Genomic DNA, 13,858 nt, shown 5'->3' on the forward strand with positions numbered 1-13,858 from the left:
GGACGCGGCCCCGGCCGGCCCGCCGGCCGGCGGCGGTGCCGTGCCGGGCGAGGCGGTGGTCTCCGGGTGGTGCTCAGACCTCGGCGGCCCGCAGGACGAGGCCGGCGACCTCGTCCGGGTGGGAGGCGAACACCGCGTGTGAGGCGCCCGCGATGCTGACGACCTCGCCACCGGCGCGCTCGGCCATGAAGTGGTGCGCGGCGGCCGGGATGTTCTTGTCCGCCTCGGCGATCAGGAAGAAGCCGGGCAGCTCCGCCCACGCCTGCGGGCCCTCGGCGGCCTCGTTCAGCGCAGCGGCGGTGATCGGCCGCTGGGTCGCGGCCATCACCCGCGTCGTCTCCTCGGGCACGTCGGCCGCGAACTGGTTTCGGTAGAGCTCCTGCGCGACGTACATGTCCTGGTTGCCGTCCGGCAGCGGCACCGGCCGCAGCGTCTCGGCAAGGGTGCTGCCGGGGAACTTCCCGGCCAGGCTCGCCCCGCTCTCGCCCGCCTCCGGAGCGAACGCCGCGATGTAGACCAGGGCGGAGACGTTCTCGGCCCCGGCGGCGGCCCTGCTGATCACCATCCCGCCGTAGGAGTGCCCGACCAGGACGACCGGGCCCTCGATCGTGTCCACCAGCGCACGTACCTGCGCCGCGTCGTAAGCCACCGAGCGCAGCGGGTTGGCCGCCGCGACGACCTGGTGCCCGGCGGCCTGCAGCCGCTCGACGACCGGCCCCCAGCCGCCCGACTCCGCGAACGCCCCGTGCACCAGGACGATGGTCGGCTTCTTGTTCGTGGCCATGGTTTCCTCCGGAAGGTCTCTCGTTCGTGCTGACGGAAACCATGGTCGGCAGGACGCCCGTGCACAGCACCTGTCAGATGACCGTCGTCCCGACGGTCACCGCCGGCCAGTCATCGCCGCGCAGGCGGCGGTTCCGCGACGATCTCGGCGACGCGGTCCGTAACGGAACGGACAGGAAAGCCGGGTGCGAGGCGGTGAGTTCGACGACGCCCGCGGGGTTCGCCGGGAACGCCGCGTCGGCCCGCGCGCCACCGGACGCCACCCGCGGCCGGTGACCGTCGCGGTCACAGTCATCTGACAGGCGTCACCCGGCGGCGTCGCCTCGACGGTGGTTCCCGCCGGCACGAACCGTTATCGTGCCCGCCACCAGCCTCATCGAGCACGTCCTGGCCTGGTCCGGATTCCGGCGGACCCACCAAACCCGCGCCCTGATCGGTCACCGCCGCCGACGAGGCGACCCGCTACCACGTGATCTACGGATGTCGTACCGGCGGCCCCTGAAGCGCAGATGGACAGAATATTTTAATTGCGGCAAAGAAGCAGATAAGCCATGCTCCGCACTATATTTCGGCCCTATTACTTCTCTGGATCGTTACCTTCGATATCAGGCGGGCGTGTCACGTGGACGATTCCCTATGCCAGCATTGGCGGTGAATCCACCGGCCCGCCCAGCGCAGGAGCGAACTGTGAGCAGTGACGAGCGCGACCCCCTCGATGGTCTTGCTTCGGTCGTCCAAAAGCTCAATGAAATGCTGGACGCACTCCCCGGGCCGGTGAAGTCCGCCGCCGCGAAGGAGATCGGGGAACTGGTCAGCCTTGTCGGTGACCGGAGACGGCCGAGAGTCATGGTAATCGGCCGGCGAGGCGCGGGAAAATCCTCGCTGATCAACGCTCTGTGCGGTGCGCCGATGCGGGCGGTCGGCGCGGTTAGTCCTCAAACCGGAGAAGCGATCTGGGAGACACTGGGGTTCGGAAACCGGCAGATCGAGATCTTGGACACGCGCGGAGCGCAGGAGGCGTCGAAACCCGTCGAGACCGACGTGGCGGACTCGGCCTTCGATTCCATTCGGTTGGCCCTCTCGAAGAAATGCCCGGACGTCATCCTCTTCCTGGCCAAAGCGAAAGAGGTCGGTGCGGCCGTCGACGCGGACATCGGTTTCCTCGAAAAGATTCATCGTCTGGTCGTGAGCATGGGCGACGTCGACGAGATCAAGATAGTCCCAGTGGTCACGCAGTGCGATGAACTCGACCCCAGCGACCAGGATTTCTCCGATTCCGACAAGATGAAGCACGTCCAAGAAGCGTGTGCCGTTCTGGACCGCCACCTCAGATCCCGGCCCTACGTCCAACCCCATCTCGCTTCGTCGGCCCTGCCCACTTCGGCGAAGATGTTCTTTCACGACGAACAGGTCGACCCTCGCAGGGACTATCGATGGAACATCGAAAAGCTCTCCGAGGTCATCATGGACGTCATTCCGAATGAGACCCGATTGGAGTATGTTCGAATCGCCCAATTCCATAAAATCCAGACCAAACTCGCTAGAAAAATCGTGACGGTCTATGCGGGGGTCTGCGGGGCAGTCGGATCGACTCCCATACCGTTAGCCGATCTTCCGATCATCACCGGCTTCCAATTGAGCATGGTCATGGCGCTCGCCTACATCGCCGGTCGGGAGATATCCCGGAAGACGGCAAGTGAGTTCCTGGTCGCCATGGGGGTGAACGTGGGCGTCGGAGCGATCTTCCGTGAGTCGGCCAGGGCCCTGGTGAAGCTGATTCCGGCGGCCGGAAACGCCGTCTCCGGGTTCGTCGCCGCAGCCGGTACGAAAGCTGTCGGCGAGGCCGCGATCCTCTATTTCATCAACCAGAGCTCGGGCGGAGACGTCAAGCGGCAACTCCAGGCGAAACTGAAAGAGATCGGATAGCAGTCCCCGCTCAATGACCCGCCGATGCCGGCCCGGGCGCCGGCCGGATTCCACACCTCGGCGAGCGATCCGCGGGGTGATGCCGCGTTCGCGCGGGAAACGCCGCACGCCGGGGTGGTCATGGCCCTTGTCGCCGTGCAGTTCGGCCAGGCGGCGGTGCCGCCCGCGCCGCGAGCGGATCGGCGCCGTCTGCCAGGAGGCGCCGAGCCGGAAGCCGGTGACCGGGCCGCCCCGGTCACCGGCACACGGCGCAACGGACTCAGCCGGGCCGCTCCCCCTCGACCGGCGGCAGGGCGTCCACCCAGCTGCGCGCCAGCTCGACCCGGCCGCCCGCCCGCAGCAACGCCGCCGGTCCGCGCGACGCCTCCTCGAAGATCGTCAGAGTGCCGCCGTCCGGCTCCTCCAGCAGGAGCCACGACTGGTAGAAGCTCAGCTCGTCGCTCACCGCGGCCCAGCCGAAGCGGGTCGGGCGAACCAGCTCGCCGACGATCCCGTCCAGCATGTGCGGTGGCGTCACGACCACGAAGCGGCCGCCGACGGCGAGCTCGCCGAAGACCTCCGTGCGGTCGACCTCCCGCTGCCAGCTCGGCCACATCTCGACGGCGACCAGATGGGCGAAGACGGCGACGGCCGGGGCCGCCACGCGGCGTTCGTGGCCGACGAAGCTGTCACAGCGGTCCGGGCCCCAGCCCGGGGGCCAGTGGACGCCGGGGTGCGGTTCTGCGCTCATGCCCTCCAGGGTCGCGCGCGCCGCCGCGCCCAGCACCCGTCACATGACTGTCCTGTCCGACCGGTCATAGGCGTTGAGCGCGTCCCGGAGCGCGGCACGCGACGTGATGCCCAGCTTGGGAAAGATCTTGTACAGGTGGTCGCCGACCGTCCGATGCGAGATGAACAGCCTCTGCCCGATCTGCTTGTTGGTCAGCCCCGCGCCCGCCAGCTCGGCGATCTCACGCTCCTGCGGCGTCAACGGTGACCGGGTGTCCGAGGCCGGACGCCGGGTCAGCCCGGTCGCCCGCAGCTCGCCGGCGGCACGGTCCCGCCACGGAACGGCGCCCAGCGCCGCCAGGGCCTCGTGCGCGAGGGTGAGCTGCTCACGAGCCGCGCCGGTGTCGCGCAGCCGACGCAGGCGTTCGCCGTAAGCCAGGCGCACCCGGGCCACGTCGAAGGGCCACTGCTCAGGATCCCGCACGGACAGCGCCGCCTCGAACAGGTCACGTGCCGTCTCGTCGTCCGCCGTCAAGGCGGCCGCCGCGGTGCTCAGCAGGCACAGACGCGGCGACAACGTGCCCAGGCCCGCCTCGCGCAGCGCGGCCGCGTGCGCCGCCGCCTCGGCCCGGCGCCCGGTGTGCAGACCGGCCTCGACGAGGTCCAGGCCGGCCCACAGCGCGGTCGGCCGGTAGGGCGCGAGCCTGCCCGGCGGGCTGACCCGGGCCGCGTTCTGGTAGGCCGCCTCGTGCTCACCCGCGCCGATCTCGGCGAGCGCCCGGGCCTGCGCCGCGAAGTACGTGACCCCGGTGGCCTGGTGGGCGATGGCCCACCGGTTCATCTCGTCGGTCAGCCGCCGGGCCGCCTCGACCTCTCCGGACCCCGCCGCCACGAGCGCGTGAACGTAGTGGAAGTACCAGTGGAAGAAGCGGAACCCGTGTTCGGCGCAGATGGCGAGGCCTTCGTCGGCCATCTTCCGCGCCTCGTCCCAGCGGCCCGCGGCGAAGCCGTCGAGGCCCAGGTGCATGAGTGCGCCGAGGTGGCGGCGGGCCGGCCCCTTGCCGTCCCGGCGCGTCTGGGCGAGATGCCGTTCCGGGCCGCGCAGCCGGGGAAGGCGGTCGGCGAAGACCGCGGCGGTGCCGATGCGGATGAGGCGGGTGGGGTCCTCGCCGGTGCCGACGGTGTCGATCAGCGCGTCGAGGGCGGCGACGTCGTCGGCGGTGGCCCGCGCGGGGTCGGAGAACACGGCCGCGTTCACCCGCAGCAGCGGCGGCGGTTCCGGCGTCAGCCGGCCGACCAGGTCGTGGAAGGTGCGCCAAGCCTGTTCGGTGCCCACGTACCAGCTGACCAGCAACAGGTTGAGCAGGGCCTCGACGAGGTTGGCGTCGGCCGCGGCGAAGCCGTGGTCGCCGGCCTCGATCGCGCCGGCCAGCAGCCGATGCGCGGTGGTCACGTCTCCGTCGGAGTTGATCAGCAGGTGCGCGGTCGCGGCCGCCGCGGGCAGCGAGTGGGTTTCCAGGGATCCGCCCCGCCGCGCGTCGCCCAGCAGCCGGCTCGCGGTCACCAGTTCTCCACCGGCGTCCGCGCCGATGTAGGCCGCCGCGGCGAGCCGCCGGCTCCGGCCGGCCGGTTCGGGGCTGAGTTCCGCGGCCCGGGTCAGCGTGGTGACCGCGGCGAGCGCGTCGCCCTGCCGGAGCAGGACCTGCGCCGTGTCTTCGAGCTGGACGGCGATCTCCTCGTCGGGCCCCACCGCCGACTCGGCGAGGTGCCGGACGCGACGCTCCGGGGCGTCGACGACTTCCGCCAGTGCGCCGTGTGCCCAGCGCCGTTCTCGTTCCGTGGACGCCTCGACCACCGCCGCCCCGACCAGCGGGTGCCGGAACGTCAGCCGGTGCGCGTTCAGCTGCACCAGCCGGTCCTCCGCCGCCGGGGCCAGGTCGTCGAGGTCGCAGATGGCGCCGCCGGCTGTCCGCAGGCGGGCCAGGTCGGTGGTGCCGCCGAGCACCCCGAGCAGCATCATCAGCCGGCACCGCTCCGGCAGGCCGCGCACCCGGGTGGTGTACATCGCCTGCAGCCGCCCGGACAGCGGCAGGACGTCGGGCAACGTGGTGAAGTCCGCTCGCTGGTCGCCGTCCAGCGCGGACGGCAGTTCCAGCAGCGCCAGCGGGTTACCCGCGGCCTCGGTGAGCAGCCGCCGCCGCACCGCCGGCGCCAGCTCCGGGAAGCGGCGGTCCACCAGGGTGCGCGCCGCCGGAGCCGGCAGCGGCGAGAGGACCAGTTCGGTCAGCCCGCTGTCGCGGAAGAAGCCGCGCTCACCCGACCGGCAGGCCACCAGGAAGACGATCGGGCTGCCGACCAGGCGTCGGGCGACGAAGCCGAGCACCTCCGCGCTGCTCCGGTCCACCCAGTGAAGGTCGTCGACGACGACCAGGATCGGTGTCTCGGCCGCGACGGCCCGCAGCCACAGCAACGCCGCGTTCGCCACGACGAGCCGGTCCGGTACCGGCCCGATCTCGAAGCCGAGCGCGCAGCGCAGCGCGGTGCGGTGGTCGGGACCGAGCGAGGCCATCTCGTCGCCGAGCGGGAACAGCAGCTGGTTGAGCGTGGAGTAGTTGATCTCCGCCTCGAACTGCACGCCGGCGGCCCGCAGGACGCGGGTACCGCGTTCCGCCTCGCCGGCCGCGAACTCGTCGAGTAACGCGGTCTTGCCGACTCCGGCCTCACCGACGACGAGCAGCGCGCCGCCGCGCACCCCGGCGCCGTCGAAGAAAGCCCGGATCGAGCCGATGTCCTCTTCGCGGCCGATCAATTCCACTGCCTGATCCTCCAGAGAAGCGGCGGGCTCGGCACGTACCGTCCGAGCAGATCGATGAGGTCTTGACGGCAAGGTCGGCCGGGACAGGAGCGCGGCGGATGGTCACCCGGGCGGAGCGCAACGCGACGGACCCCGACCTCGGCGTGCTGTCCGGACGGCTCCTGTTCGCGGTGCAACGCGAGCTCTTCACCACACTCGCCGAGCAAGGGTTCGACGACCTCAGGCACCGGCACGGCGCCGTGCCCGCGTACCTGGACCCGGACGGCGTCCGGGCTACCGGACTGCCGCGGCCGGCGGGCCAGTCCAGGCAGATCGTCGGGATACTGATCGACGAGCTGGAGGCTCTGGGTTACGTCGAGCGACGGCCCGATCCAAGCGACCGCCGAGCGAAGCTGATCTGTCCCACCGAACGCGGCCTGTCCCAGATGCGCGCCGCCGACGCCATCATGAACGCCATCCAGCAGCGGCACGCGCGGCGCCTCGGGCAAAAGAGCTACGACGAGTTCAAGCGCATGCTCACCGACATCACCGAGCACCAGCGCGGCCACCTCCGCTCCGCCGGCGAGGACTGATCAACGGTCCGTGACGAAGTCCGGGATCGGCATCGGCGAGACCTGACCACAGGTCCGTGACGACATGACTCATGATCGTCACGGCCATATAGTCAAAAAAAATTACTATCATCGAAGTGGACTAAATTGCAAAACGACCACCCGTCTTGCCCGGGTCACCTCCCCGGCGGGCGGCTGACCACAGGATCGCGGCCTGATCCGCGGACACAGGATCACGGCATGATCCGCGGATCGTCTCGGGTGGCGGTGCGAGGATACGCCGAGAGTCCGGTTCCGACTCGCGCCGGTCGGCGCTGGTCGGTTCCGGACTCCTCGCCGGTCCCGCGACCCCGTGAGGGCGGGAACCTTCCTCGCACGACGCGGCGACCCGCGTCGTCCATGCTCGGAGGCGGGCCTCGCGGCCCGCGTTCCGTGAGGTTCAGGCCTTGCTGCCCCTCTTCTTGGCCTGCATGCTGGAAACGACGCTCACGCAGATGACGGCCATGACGATCTGCACCACGAAGGTCAGAAACGTCCTGTCCGCGAAGCCCAGCAGGTGGGCGATGGCGGTGCCGGCGAGGGCGGCCACGATGCCCGCGAGGATGGTGGGAACCCACCCGATGTCCTGGCGGCCCGGAATCAGCAGCCGGCCGATGCCGCCGGTGATCGCACCGACGACGATGGCGCTGATGATGAACGTGATCATGGTGATCTCCCTGTTCGGGCAGGTCTCAACTGTCGACGGCGAGCCTAGGATGTCCCCGTTGACATGATCTTGACATCATGTATACGCCGATGACCTGCCTTTATCGGGTGATCGAACCGGTCGCGGGGTGCGCCTCCCCGGAAACGGGCTCAACGCGGCGCGGGCTGCCGCGGGGCGGGGTCCGCCACCTGTTCAGCACCCTTCCCTGAAAAGGGATCATCCGAACATGTCCTGACAAGGTATGTCGATAACGGAGCCGCCGCGAGATGCGCGCGATCGCACCGGTCCGGTCCGGCCGCCGGATGATCTCGCTCGAGCGGGCTCCGGCGACACGTCGAGCCGCCGGTCCCGGCGGCCGGACGCCGCCACCGCCGTACGCGGCGACCACCCGGGCGACCCGGCGGCCGGCCGTCACCCACCCCGCCGGGCTGCCGCCGATGCTCTCCCGGCCCGGACGGCACTAACCTGGGGACACTTTTTCGCGTTGGGTTTCGTGTCGGATGAGGAGCCATGTGATGTCGCCGGTTCTGGAGAGTACGGCTCGCGCGCTGCTGCGCAGGATCGCGGTGGAGCAGGCCCAGGGACGCCTGCCCTCGCTGACCGCCGCGGTGGTGCGCGACGGGGAGCTCGCCTGGTTCGGCGCGCGGGGCCGGGTGGAGGGGATCGCTCCCACACCCGTCACCCAGTACCGCATCGGCTCGATCACCAAGAGCCTGGTCGCCGCCGTGGTGATGCGCCTGCGCGACGAGGGGAAGGTGGACCTGCTCGACCCGGTCGGCAAGCACATTCCCGACCTCCGGGTCGGCGAGGTGACCGTCGCCCAGTTGTTGTCGCACACCTCGGGGCTGAGTGCCGAGTCCCCGGGACCGTGGTGGGAGCGGACCCCGGGCATGCCGGTCACCGATCTCGTCGCCGGGCTCGGTCCCGAGACGGCCAAGCACCGGCCGGGACGCCGCTTCCACTACTCCAACGTGGGTTTCGCCCTGCTGGGCGAGCTGGTGGCCCGCCACCGCGGCGTGAGCTGGGCCGAGGCCGTGCAGGAGGAGATCCTGCTGCCCCTGGGCATGCGCGACACCACCTCGCGGCCGCGCGCGCCGCACGCCACCGGCTACGCCGTGCACCCCTGGGCGGACGTGCTGCTGCCGGAGCCCGAGCACGACGCGGTCGCCATGGCCCCGGCCGGGCAGCTGTGGTCCACCCCCGCCGACCTCGCCCGCTGGGCGGCGTTCGTGGCCGGGGACACCGGGGACGTGCTCGCCCCGGACACCGTGGCGGAGATGCGCGAGCCCGCGACCGTCGACGACGGCGACGCCTGGACCGGCGGGTACGGCCTGGGCCTGCAGCTGGCCCGCGCGGGTGGCCGCCGCCTGGCCGGTCACACCGGCTCCATGCCGGGCTTTTTGGCCACGGTGTGGGCCGACCCGTCCGACAAGGTCGGCGTGCTGTTCACCGCCAACTCCACCGCCGGCGTCAGCCGCACCCTGCTGACCGACCTGCTGGCGATCCTCGACCAGCACGAGCCGCGCCTGCCCGCCGAGTGGGAGCCCGTCGCCGACACCGCGGGCCTGCTGGAGCTGGCCGGTCCGTGGTACTGGGGGCCCAGCGCGTACGCGCTGCGGCTGCTGCCCGAGGGCGGTGTCTCCCTCAACCCGATCGGCGGCACGGGACGGGCCTCGCGGTTCACCGCCCAGGCCGACGGGACCTGGCTGGGGCTGGACGGCTACTACGCGGGCGAGACCCTGCGGGTGGTCCGCAGGCCCGACGGCACGCCCAGCCACCTGGACCTCAACACCTTCGTCTTCACCCGCACCCCCTACGACCCGGAGGCGGAGGTGCCCGGCGGGGTGGACGAGGGCGGCTGGCGCAGCTGAGCGGCGAGCGCGGCGGCCGGGCCGGTGGCCTCGGCGTACAGGACCTCCACCCGGTGCACCACGCGCGGCGAGACCAGCGGCACCCCCCGCGTCGCCCCGGCCGCCGCGACCGCCACGGACGCGGGCAGCAGGACCAGCCCGTGCCCGGCGGCGGCCAGGTTCAGCACCGTGCGCACGTCCTCGCCGTCGTAGCGGAACGCGGCGCGGAACCCGCCCCCGCCGGCCAGCTCGCGCAGCCGCTCCACCGGTACGGCGACCGGCGCCCGCAACCACAGGGCGTCGGTCAGATCGGCCAGGTCCAGGCCGCGCCGGTGCGAGAGCGGATGGCCGCCGGGCAGGACCACCACCAGTTCCTCCTCGACGATCCCGAAGCCCGACAGCGGTCCCACGTCGGGTAGCCGCAGCGGGTCGCTGGGGGCGGCGATCCCGTCGACCAGGCCGAGACCGGCCGCGCCCGAGGCGACCTCCCCGGCGACGCGCTCGCGGGCGGCGGTGCGCAGCGCGCATCCCGGCGGCAGGCTCCGTACGATCGCCGGGGTGCAGGCCAGCGGGGAGGCGGTCACCGTCGGCCGCCCCGCCGGTCCCGCCGCGGCGCGAAGCACGTCCGCGCGGGCGGCCCGGTGGCGCAGCAGCAGCGGTCCGGCGTGCTCCAGCAGGCGCTCCCCCGCCCTGGTGGGCGCCACCGGGCGGCGGTGCAGCAGCGCCGACCCCAGGTCGGCCTCCAGCGCGGCGATCTGCTGCGAGACCGCCGACTGGGTGTAGCCGAGTTCGGTGGCGGCGGCGGAGAAGGACCGCCGGTCGGCGACGGTGACGAACGTGCGCAGCAGGTGCGGATCCACGGTGCATCAGTATCGCTTATCGAACCACCAGGAATCATCGTTGGCGCTTACCCGGCGGCCGGCGCCAGGATCGGGGCATGACCACCGCGAGGATCGCCCTGGTGGGCGACAAGTCACCGTCCGTCCGATCCCACGCCCGCATCCCCGTCCTGCTGGAGGCGCTGCGCGAGCGCGACGGGCTGGCGCTGGACGCCTACTGGATCCCCACCACCGAGGCCGTCGGCCTCGAGGGGTTCGACGGCGTCTGGATGGTGCCCGGCAGCCCGTACCGCAGCGAGGCCGGCGCGGTGAACGCCGCCCGCACCGCCCGCGAGCACGGCATCCCGTTCCTGGGCACCTGCGGAGGCTTCCAGCACACCCTGCTGGAGTACGCGCGCAACGTCCTGGGCCTGACCGTCGCGCACGCCGAGAACGACCCCGGTGCCGAGGACCTGCTGCTGCTGCCGCTGGCGTGCTCGCTGGCGGGTCACGAGGACGCCGTCCGGCTGACGCCGGGATCGCTGGCCGAGAAGATCGTCGGCGCCGAGAGGACCGTGGAGAGATACTCCTGCGCCTTCGGGCCCAACGCCGACTACGTGCCCGTACTGGAGGCGGGCGGGCTGCGCTTCACCGGCCACGACGAGGCGGGGCTGGTACGGGTCCTGGAACTGCCGGGCCATCCGTTCTTCCTGGCCACCCTCTTCCAGCCGGAACTGGCCGGAGACGGCAGCCGCCCGCACCCGGTCATCGCCGCCTTCGCCTCGGCCTGCGTCACCCGCGCCGCCTCGTCCGCGCGAGCGTGACCCCCGCGGAACGCCGAACGCGAAACCACCGGCCGCGGCTCGCGCGGACGGCTCGCGCGGACGCTTCGGCGGGTGCCGAAGTGTCCGGCGCCTAACCTTTCGAACATCGCCGAGCCACGCCTCCCCCCTTCGCCCGAAGGGGGGAGATCTCCATCCCAGGGAGAACCGATGACATCCGATCCGCTGGTCCTCAGCCGTCCCGCCGAGATACGGGCCGTGCTGGCCGACCCCCGCTTCACCGTCGAACCCGTGCCGCGCCCGCCGTTCGCGCTGACCGTGGCATGGCTGCGCGGAGCGGTCGGCCGCTTCGCCGAGGGATCCCCGCACGCCGAGCGCAGGGCCGCGGCAGAGGCGGTGCTGGCCGGGCTGGACCCGGACGCGCTGCGCGCCGAGGCGTTCCGGCTCGCCTCGCGGGACACCGGCGGTCGCCCCTGTCCCCCGGAGCCGGTTCCGGTGCTGGTCCTGGCCGTCGCCCTGGGAGTACGGACCGAAGACGGGCCGGAGGCCGTGGAGGCCGTCGCGGCGATCGCCCCGGCCTACCTGCCGGGGCCCGGGGCCGGGCCCGGTGAGACGGATGTCGCCGCGGCCGACGCGGGGCTGGTGCGGCTCTCGCGCCTGCTGGGCGACCCGGCTCCGGAGCGGCTGGCCGTGGTGGCGGGACTGCTCGCCCAGGCGTACGGTCCGATGACCGGCCTGGTCCGCGGCGCCCTGGCGGCCGCACCGGCACGGTGCGCGGCCGGGGCCGGGGCCGGAGCTGGGGCCGGGGTGTGGACGGCGCGGGAACTGCTGCACGAGACCCTGCGCCACGATCCTCCGGTCCGGACGCTGCGTCGCAGGGCGCCCGGCGACGGGAGGACCGTGGTGCTCGACGTCGCGGCCGCCGGCCGGGATCCTGAGACGCCCCGCGGCCCGGACCTCGCGCGTACGGGAGACGAACCGGAGTTCCTGACGTTCGGAGCGGGACCGCGCGCCTGCCCGGGCAGGCAGGTCGCGCTGGCCCTGGCGGCCGGGACGATCGAGGCGGCGACCCGATGACGTTCGCGCGGTTCAGGGCGCTGCACCACGCGGACGAGCCGCTGCTGCTTCCCTGCGCGTGGGATCACGCCTCCGCGGCGGCTCTGGCGGAGGCGGGATTCGCCGCGATCGGGACGACGAGCCTGGGGGTGGCCGCCGCGGCGGGCAAGCCGGACGCCGGGCGGGCGACGCGGGAGGAGACGCTGACGCTGGCCCGGACGATAGCGGGGCTGGGGATCCCGGTGACGGTGGACATCGAGGCGGGGTTCGCCGAGGCGCCCGGCCAGGTCGCCGACCTGGTGGCGGAGCTGGCGGGGCTGGGAGTGGCGGGGATCAACCTGGAAGACGGGCGTGGTGACCGCCTGGCCGATGTCCAGGCGCAGGCGGAACTGGTCGCGGTGGTCAAGCGACGGGTTCCGGAGGTGTTCCTCAACGCGCGTACCGACGCGTTCTGGCTGGGCCTGCCCGGCGCCCGGGCGCTGGCGCTGGAAAGGGCCCGGGCCTACGCGGGGGCGGGGGCCGACGGGGTCTTCGTGCCGGGCGCGAGCGCCGAACGGGACATCGAGGCGCTGGTGGGCGGGGCCGGGGTGCCGCTGAACGTGCTCGTACAGCCCGGCGTGCCGGTGCGACGACTGGCCGAACTGGGCGTGGCCCGCCTCAGTTACGGGTCGCTGCTGTTTCGCGCGGCGTTGCGCGCGGCCGTCACCACGGCGCTGGCGGTGGCCCGGGGCGAACCGGTCACCGGCGACGTGCCGTCCTACGAGCAGGTCGAGGCGCTGCACCGGTACGGCTCGCGCACCGGCGACGGCACGCGCGAAACGAGTGAGGTACCCCGGCTTTCGTGAAGTCGCCGATGTGCCCCGAGTTCGGCGGAGCCTGGCCGGAGCCGTCATCCGCGACGGTCTCGCGCGCCGGCGGTGAGGCCGGCGGTGAGGCCGTCCGTCTCGACGGAAGGTCAGTGCGAATGAGCCTCTTCGAGAGAAGATCCCGCCAGGAGCGCCGCGACCCCGCCGGTGAAGTCGGGGCACTCGAAGATGTCCTCGTGCGGGCAGGCCAGACCATGGGCGATGGCAGTACGTGCCACCTGAGCCTGGGCGATCCGTTGATCCAGCTCGGTGAGCTTGCGTCGGCACAGCTCCCGCCAGCCGTCGCCGGCCGGCGAACGAGAGGCGATGAACGCTTTGACCTCTCGCAAGGTGAAACCGACGTCTCGCAGCAACACCACCACACCGACCAGCCCGACCGCCGACGGCGGATACCGTCGTTGGCCTGAGACCCGGGCCGGTGCCGGGAGCAGGCCGAGCTCTTCCCCGTAGCGCAGGGCGGAGGTGGCGACACCGGTGCGGCCCGCGCCCACCGCGTGCACCTCACGCACGCCTCCGTAAAGCGGCTGCCGAGCTTCGGCGACCCGCTCGACGCCATCCTCGCCGTCAACTCCGTGGGGTTCTGTCCCGACCCGGTGGATCGGCTCCGCGAGTTGCGCCGCCTGCTCCGCCCCGCAGGGCGCATCGCGCTCGTCAGCCAGCCCCGCCGCCCCGGTGCCACCCGCGACACCACGGCCCGGGCCGCCCAGGAGCTCCAGGACATGCTCACCCAGGCCGGCTTCACCCACCTCCGGGTCGAGACCCTCGAGCTCGACCCGCCCGTGGCCTGTGTGCTCGCCGACAATCCGACCGGCATGCCGTCATGACCGCGGCCGACATGCCGGCCGGCCTCCCCGCCGGCATCCGGCTCATCGGGCGCGGGCTCCTCCTGCGGAGGCGGACCGCTGCCGACCGGCCGGGCGCCGGCCGCGCTCCGATCTACCGCCACCTCTATCCCGGCAAGCCGATCTCGGCGCAGGAATCTCGGCGTAGGAGGGGC

The 13,858-nt window shown here is 72.3% G+C and carries 14 protein-coding genes and 1 pseudogene; 8 read left to right on the top strand and 7 right to left on the bottom strand.

Annotated features, from left to right (window positions below; genetic code table 11):
* Positions 1-73: 73 nt before the first annotated feature.
* The gene (locus AB0F88_RS31860; RefSeq protein WP_362692455.1) at positions 74-784 is read right to left on the bottom strand and encodes an alpha/beta hydrolase; all 711 of its coding nucleotides are present in this window, start codon (positions 782-784) and stop codon (positions 74-76) included.
* A gap of 26 nt (positions 785-810) precedes the next feature.
* Between AB0F88_RS31860 and AB0F88_RS31865 the strand changes: the two genes are divergently transcribed.
* A complete protein-coding gene (locus AB0F88_RS31865) occupies positions 811-1,059 on the top strand; it encodes a hypothetical protein (RefSeq protein ID WP_362692458.1) in 249 nt (82 codons plus the stop codon).
* Between the two features lie 411 nt (positions 1,060-1,470).
* Positions 1,471-2,709 (top strand): GTPase, encoded by a 1,239-nt coding sequence (locus tag AB0F88_RS31870; RefSeq protein ID WP_362692461.1) that lies wholly within the window; start codon positions 1,471-1,473, stop codon positions 2,707-2,709.
* Here the strand turns inward: AB0F88_RS31870 and AB0F88_RS31875 are convergent.
* From AB0F88_RS31875 to AB0F88_RS31885, 3 genes and pseudogenes are all read right to left on the bottom strand, one after another.
* A pseudogene (locus AB0F88_RS31875) lies at positions 2,710-2,874 on the bottom strand (IS5/IS1182 family transposase); the annotation flags it as partial.
* Positions 2,875-2,968: 94 nt separating this feature from the next.
* Positions 2,969-3,439, bottom strand: a complete 471-nt coding sequence (locus AB0F88_RS31880) for a hypothetical protein (RefSeq protein ID WP_362692464.1) — start codon at positions 3,437-3,439, stop codon at positions 2,969-2,971.
* 39 nt (positions 3,440-3,478) lie between these two features.
* Entirely contained in the window at positions 3,479-6,232 is a 2,754-nt protein-coding gene (locus AB0F88_RS31885) for an AAA family ATPase (RefSeq protein ID WP_362692467.1), read from the bottom strand.
* Between the two features lie 98 nt (positions 6,233-6,330).
* Here AB0F88_RS31885 and AB0F88_RS31890 point away from each other — a divergent pair, with 98 nt between their 5' ends.
* A complete protein-coding gene (locus tag AB0F88_RS31890) occupies positions 6,331-6,804 on the top strand; it encodes a MarR family transcriptional regulator (RefSeq protein WP_362692470.1) in 474 nt (157 codons plus the stop codon).
* Between the two features lie 418 nt (positions 6,805-7,222).
* Here AB0F88_RS31890 and AB0F88_RS31895 read toward each other — a convergent pair whose 3' ends face one another.
* Positions 7,223-7,489 carry a GlsB/YeaQ/YmgE family stress response membrane protein gene (locus AB0F88_RS31895; RefSeq protein ID WP_362692473.1) on the bottom strand — a complete coding sequence of 89 codons (267 nt, stop codon included), beginning with the start codon at positions 7,487-7,489 and terminating at the stop codon, positions 7,223-7,225.
* 515 nt (positions 7,490-8,004) lie between these two features.
* On the opposite strand from AB0F88_RS31895, the gene AB0F88_RS31900 reads away from it, so the two are divergent.
* On the top strand, positions 8,005-9,360 hold the full coding sequence (locus tag AB0F88_RS31900) for a serine hydrolase domain-containing protein (protein WP_362692475.1): 1,356 nt from the start codon (positions 8,005-8,007) through the stop codon (positions 9,358-9,360).
* Here the strand turns inward: AB0F88_RS31900 and AB0F88_RS31905 are convergent.
* Positions 9,303-10,199 carry a LysR family transcriptional regulator gene (locus AB0F88_RS31905; protein WP_362692477.1) on the bottom strand — a complete coding sequence of 299 codons (897 nt, stop codon included), beginning with the start codon at positions 10,197-10,199 and terminating at the stop codon, positions 9,303-9,305. The two genes, AB0F88_RS31900 and AB0F88_RS31905, sit on opposite strands and share 58 nt — an antisense overlap.
* 77 nt (positions 10,200-10,276) lie before the next feature.
* Between AB0F88_RS31905 and AB0F88_RS31910 the strand changes: the two genes are divergently transcribed.
* The 3 genes from AB0F88_RS31910 to AB0F88_RS31920 all read left to right on the top strand — a co-directional run bounded on the left by AB0F88_RS31910 (position 10,277) and on the right by AB0F88_RS31920 (position 12,840).
* Entirely contained in the window at positions 10,277-10,981 is a 705-nt protein-coding gene (locus AB0F88_RS31910) for a hypothetical protein (protein WP_362692480.1), read from the top strand.
* 168 nt (positions 10,982-11,149) lie between these two features.
* On the top strand, positions 11,150-12,016 hold the full coding sequence (locus AB0F88_RS31915; protein WP_362692483.1) for a cytochrome P450: 867 nt from the start codon (positions 11,150-11,152) through the stop codon (positions 12,014-12,016).
* Positions 12,013-12,840 carry an isocitrate lyase/phosphoenolpyruvate mutase family protein gene (locus tag AB0F88_RS31920; RefSeq protein ID WP_362692486.1) on the top strand — a complete coding sequence of 276 codons (828 nt, stop codon included), beginning with the start codon at positions 12,013-12,015 and terminating at the stop codon, positions 12,838-12,840. The genes AB0F88_RS31915 and AB0F88_RS31920 overlap by 4 nt, the downstream gene beginning before the upstream one ends.
* A 110-nt stretch (positions 12,841-12,950) precedes the next feature.
* On the opposite strand, the gene AB0F88_RS31925 is transcribed toward AB0F88_RS31920, so the two are convergent.
* Positions 12,951-13,352: a MerR family DNA-binding protein gene (locus tag AB0F88_RS31925; RefSeq protein WP_362692489.1), complete on the bottom strand. Its 402-nt coding sequence runs from the start codon at positions 13,350-13,352 to the stop codon at positions 12,951-12,953.
* 3 nt (positions 13,353-13,355) lie between these two features.
* On the opposite strand from AB0F88_RS31925, the gene AB0F88_RS31930 reads away from it, so the two are divergent.
* On the top strand, positions 13,356-13,685 hold the full coding sequence (locus AB0F88_RS31930; protein ID WP_362692491.1) for a methyltransferase domain-containing protein: 330 nt from the start codon (positions 13,356-13,358) through the stop codon (positions 13,683-13,685).
* The last annotated feature ends 173 nt before the right edge of the window (positions 13,686-13,858 follow it).

This window comes from Streptosporangium sp. NPDC023963 (assembly GCF_040639135.1).
Taxonomy (GTDB): Bacteria; Actinomycetota; Actinomycetes; order Streptosporangiales; family Streptosporangiaceae; genus Streptosporangium.

Bases quoted from the DNA above. Each gene is read 5' to 3' on its own strand.
- AB0F88_RS31860 (WP_362692455.1), bottom strand. From the start codon at position 784: ATGGCCACGAACAAGAAGCCGACCATCGTCCTGGTGCACGGGGCGTTC.
- AB0F88_RS31880 (WP_362692464.1), bottom strand. From the start codon at position 3,439: ATGAGCGCAGAACCGCACCCCGGCGTCCACTGGCCCCCGGGCTGGGGC.
- AB0F88_RS31890 (WP_362692470.1), top strand. From the start codon at position 6,331: ATGGTCACCCGGGCGGAGCGCAACGCGACGGACCCCGACCTCGGCGTG.
- AB0F88_RS31895 (WP_362692473.1), bottom strand. From the start codon at position 7,489: ATGATCACGTTCATCATCAGCGCCATCGTCGTCGGTGCGATCACCGGC.
- AB0F88_RS31900 (WP_362692475.1), top strand. From the start codon at position 8,005: ATGTCGCCGGTTCTGGAGAGTACGGCTCGCGCGCTGCTGCGCAGGATC.
- AB0F88_RS31910 (WP_362692480.1), top strand. From the start codon at position 10,277: ATGACCACCGCGAGGATCGCCCTGGTGGGCGACAAGTCACCGTCCGTC.
- AB0F88_RS31915 (WP_362692483.1), top strand. From the start codon at position 11,150: ATGACATCCGATCCGCTGGTCCTCAGCCGTCCCGCCGAGATACGGGCC.
- AB0F88_RS31920 (WP_362692486.1), top strand. From the start codon at position 12,013: ATGACGTTCGCGCGGTTCAGGGCGCTGCACCACGCGGACGAGCCGCTG.